The organism is Lactobacillus sp. UMNPBX17, from assembly GCF_002553735.1.
Lineage (GTDB): Bacteria > Bacillota > Bacilli > Lactobacillales > Lactobacillaceae > Lactobacillus > Lactobacillus gallinarum.
Window position 1 is genome coordinate 1 of the sequence record NZ_PCYT01000090.1, and the last position, 3,984, is coordinate 3,984.

The 3,984-nt window shown below is 32.3% G+C and carries 3 protein-coding genes; all 3 read right to left on the reverse strand.

The window, feature by feature from the left end:
* Positions 1-164: 164 nt before the first annotated feature.
* Positions 165-1,664, reverse strand: a complete 1,500-nt coding sequence (locus CP368_RS09305) for a BCCT family transporter (RefSeq protein WP_098046018.1) — start codon at positions 1,662-1,664, stop codon at positions 165-167.
* A gap of 6 nt (positions 1,665-1,670) precedes the next feature.
* Positions 1,671-2,381, reverse strand: a complete 711-nt coding sequence (locus CP368_RS09310) for a sugar phosphate nucleotidyltransferase (protein WP_098046019.1) — start codon at positions 2,379-2,381, stop codon at positions 1,671-1,673.
* A partial coding sequence (locus tag CP368_RS09315) for an NTP transferase domain-containing protein (protein ID WP_098046020.1) occupies positions 2,374-3,984 on the reverse strand: 1,611 nt, incomplete at its 5' end. The genes CP368_RS09315 and CP368_RS09310, both read right to left, overlap by 8 nt.

The following is a 3,984-nucleotide window of genomic DNA, read 5'->3' on the forward strand; positions in this document are numbered from 1 at the left end:
ACCCGTGGTCTAGACTTTCACTAGACTAGATGAAATGTCATGCCCGACACACAAGTAAAAAGCCATCACCCGAATCCAGATGACAGCTTAAGTTTTAATATTAAAGGTTGTTCATCCTTAATATATCACATTAATACCGATTAAGTTTATCAAATTAGTTACAATTACTTTCTTTTCCAAATCTCCCGATAAAAACTAACAACAATCAGCAACATCACAATCCCCGTAGGAAAGGCAACAATAATCGCAACAGATTGAATACTAGTAAATGAAGTACCTGTTATAATCAATGCTAATGGCAATAGGACAAATACAATAGCCCAAAAGCTACGCATCAATCGACTTGGTTCTTCGGATAATGCCAAGCTTCTATAAGAGTACTTAGAAATTACCATAGTAATTGAATCAAAAACTGTTGAATAAAGCCCTATCATAGCAAGAATTAATAGAATTAAGCCTACTTGATAATGAGACAAAGTCTTTATTATCATCACAATTACGTCAGCATAACTATCACCATTGTTGATCAGTTTTACTGCATCAATTACACTAGAAATTTGTTTTGAAATACCCAAGTTGCTTAAGATGAAAAACGATAAGTATGTTCCTAATAATCCCCAGAAATATCCGCCGAAGATCACATTTCGGATAGTCCTTCCCTTACTAATACTACCAATAAAAAATGGGGTAGCTACGCACCAGACCATCCAATATGCCCAATAGTATACTGTCCAATTCTGTGTAAACTGTTTATTTTCAACGGTAGCCGCCATAGGAATGAACTTAACTACTAAATTGCCCAGTGCTTTAGCGCTTGATCCTACAATAAAACCAGCACTTCCGCTATCAAATAAAACGAAAAGCAACAATAATCCTAAAAAGCTAAAGGCAATCATTGATAATCTAGAAATTGCCTTCATGCCTATTACCGACGCAATTAAATAAATGGCAACCACTAAAATAATTAAGGTAACGGATAATATTTTAATATTACCGAAGCCAGTCATAGTTTTAACAGCTGCAGTTAATAATGGCATGGACATCGAAAAAGTAGTTGCAGTAGCAGCAACTAAAGAGAAAATTGCAATCAAATCTATAATCTTCCCCAGCCAGCTATCAATTAATTTTCCAAATAGAGGACGACAGGCTTCTGAAAACTTTTGTTTATTATTCTTGGTAACATAAATCATGTATCCAAAGGCCACCGCTAACATAATATAAAATGACCATGCGATTGGTCCCCAATGAAATAACGAATATGACAACGATAAATTAAGTGAATCTGGAGATTGTTTGACCAATGGCTCATCAGCATACATCATCCATTCACACAATGAATAAAAGATAATGTCAGCTGACATAGTAGAGGTAAAAATCATCATTCCCCACTTTAGAGTAGAGTATTCTGGACGATCTTGTTTATCACCTAATTTTGTCTTGCCCCACTTAGTAAAACCAAGAAATAATGTACTAAGCAAAAATACTAATCCTACTATTAAATAGTAATACATTAATTTGTTGGTCAAAAAATTGCGACAATTTTGTAAAAAAATATGCGATTCAGACGGATAGCCTATTAAAATCGCACTTAAAATAATTACTGCCACAATTGGAATAATTACTAATACCCAATCAATTTTCTTTAAATTTTCTTTGGAGAACATATCTGATTATCCTATTGATTTATAACTTGGATCAATTGCTTTTAGTTCATCTAAACTATCAATCTCTACAATATCGTTTGGATCTACTCGATGAACAAACAAATCAAATTGATCAGGATATTTGTACATTGCTACATCATCCCAATAAATGTCATAATTCTTAGCATCGAATTCTTTTTCAACTAATTTTCTTAATTTATAACTATCTTTTGCAGTCCACTTAGATACGCTATAGAGACGATAGCCATTTTGCCCACCATTCCGGTCACAAGAAACAACTTTTCCATCATCATCAGTATGCATAATCCATTCATCAGTCCAATTATCTACCCAGGCACCTGCATATCCCGATTTATCAAAATTGGAATCTAAAACATTCAAATTATTTATTAATTGATCACCATCAAGAATGATAGTATTTTTTAGTTCGTTGCGAGCTACATATAATGAAGAAAGATTATTATATTGTTGATAATATGGATTATTAATTAGCTTCATTCCAGAATATTTGCTAGTTAAGAATTCAAACTTATCAGCTAAATACCCCGTAACAATTGAAATGTCAGTTATTCCATTTTTGCGTAAACTTTGAATAATTGTTTCAATCATTCGCTTACCATTTACTTTAACTAAAGGTTTAGGAATTTCATTAGTCAAAGGTCTCATTCTAGTTCCTAAGCCAGCTGCCATAATAATTGCATTTTCTACTTTAGGCATTCTTCTTCTCCAAATAATTTAATACTAATTTGCTGTATTCTTTTGCATAACGATACTGTGCTATTGAATATGCACCAAAATCCAATCCCAGTGATTGTTTATACTCACACCAGTTGCTCCATAATAATCCACCAACTGCAGCATACGCATAGATCTTATATCGTGTTACTTCATCACAATCATTCTGATAATAAATGTCAATTAAGCGATCAAACTGTTCATGATTATATCCTGCATAAATAGCATACATTGCTATATCAAGATCCGGATCTTGCATTCCTGCATATTCCCAATCGATGAGGTAAATCTTACCCTTCTTATTAATCAAGAAATTATCGGCATTAGCATCAATATGACATAAACTCCACTGCTTAATGTTATCTTGAATAAATAGTTTTAATTTCACAACATTTTCTTTAGTTATCATAAAATCTTTATATGCAGAAGGTGCATCACGTAATGATTCATAAAAATTAATTTGTTTCCAAATATCAAATTTATGATTAACTTGATAATTCTCATGATGGAATCTACGTAATAACTTCATACATTTAGTAACATCATTCCAGTCATTAGCATCACTATTACGAGTATTCTCAAGAAATTCTGATAATTTATATCCATTAGTAGGATCCAGATAAAGGATGTTTTCGGTATATGGTTCATCCTTTATTTGTTGGTAAACATCATATTCCTCTTTACGATCAATTAGCTTATCAGTTCCTTCGCCAGGAATACGCATAATATAGCGTTTATCATTGCATTCAAAGCTAAAAGATCGATTAGTCATACCCTTCTTTAAAGTATGAATGTTATGAACTTTTGTTTTATCAACTTTAAGTGTTTCTTCAATAATCTGAATAGCTTCAGTCTTTAAATGATCAGAATGAGAATCCAGTTCCATCAATTCTTCATATGAATTAATTTCAGCATGCTCACTGTTTGGAATAATTCGACCACTGATCAAGAACTGTTTCTTATCTGCTAAAGCATCTTCCCAAAATGAATCATATTTCTTTGCTTTAATCATTTCATCAAGATGATTCGTCAACACTTCTGCATCTTTTTGGTCCAAATAAGCAATTCCAATCATTCTATTGCCAGGTTCTTTAGTATATTTAACTTTAGTATTCTTGGAAACTTGCCAATGTGAATGGTCTGTCAATCTATCACTAAAAAGATACCAGGAAGGATCTTCCAATGTAGAGAACGGATTATCCTTAAACCAAATATCACACGGAATAATATATCCATTAGCTAATCTATCTTTAGCTAAATATAATGAATAGATATTATTTCTTGTCGAGTAATATGGATTAACAATTAAATCAACATTGTATTCATCAATTAAATATTCATAATGTTCCTTCATAAAGCCGACTACTATTTTGATATTAGTAATGCCAACTTCATGAAGCTGTTTAATAATTCGCTCGATTAATGGTTCACCATGGACTTCTAATAATCCTTTAGGCTCTTCTGTATTAATTGGCACCATTCGCAATCCGTATCCAGCGGCTAAAATAGTTGCTTGTTTAGGATGGTGAGAATTAAGGTAATCTCTCCCTTTAGAAATTAAAATCCCTTCTGAAGATATATATTC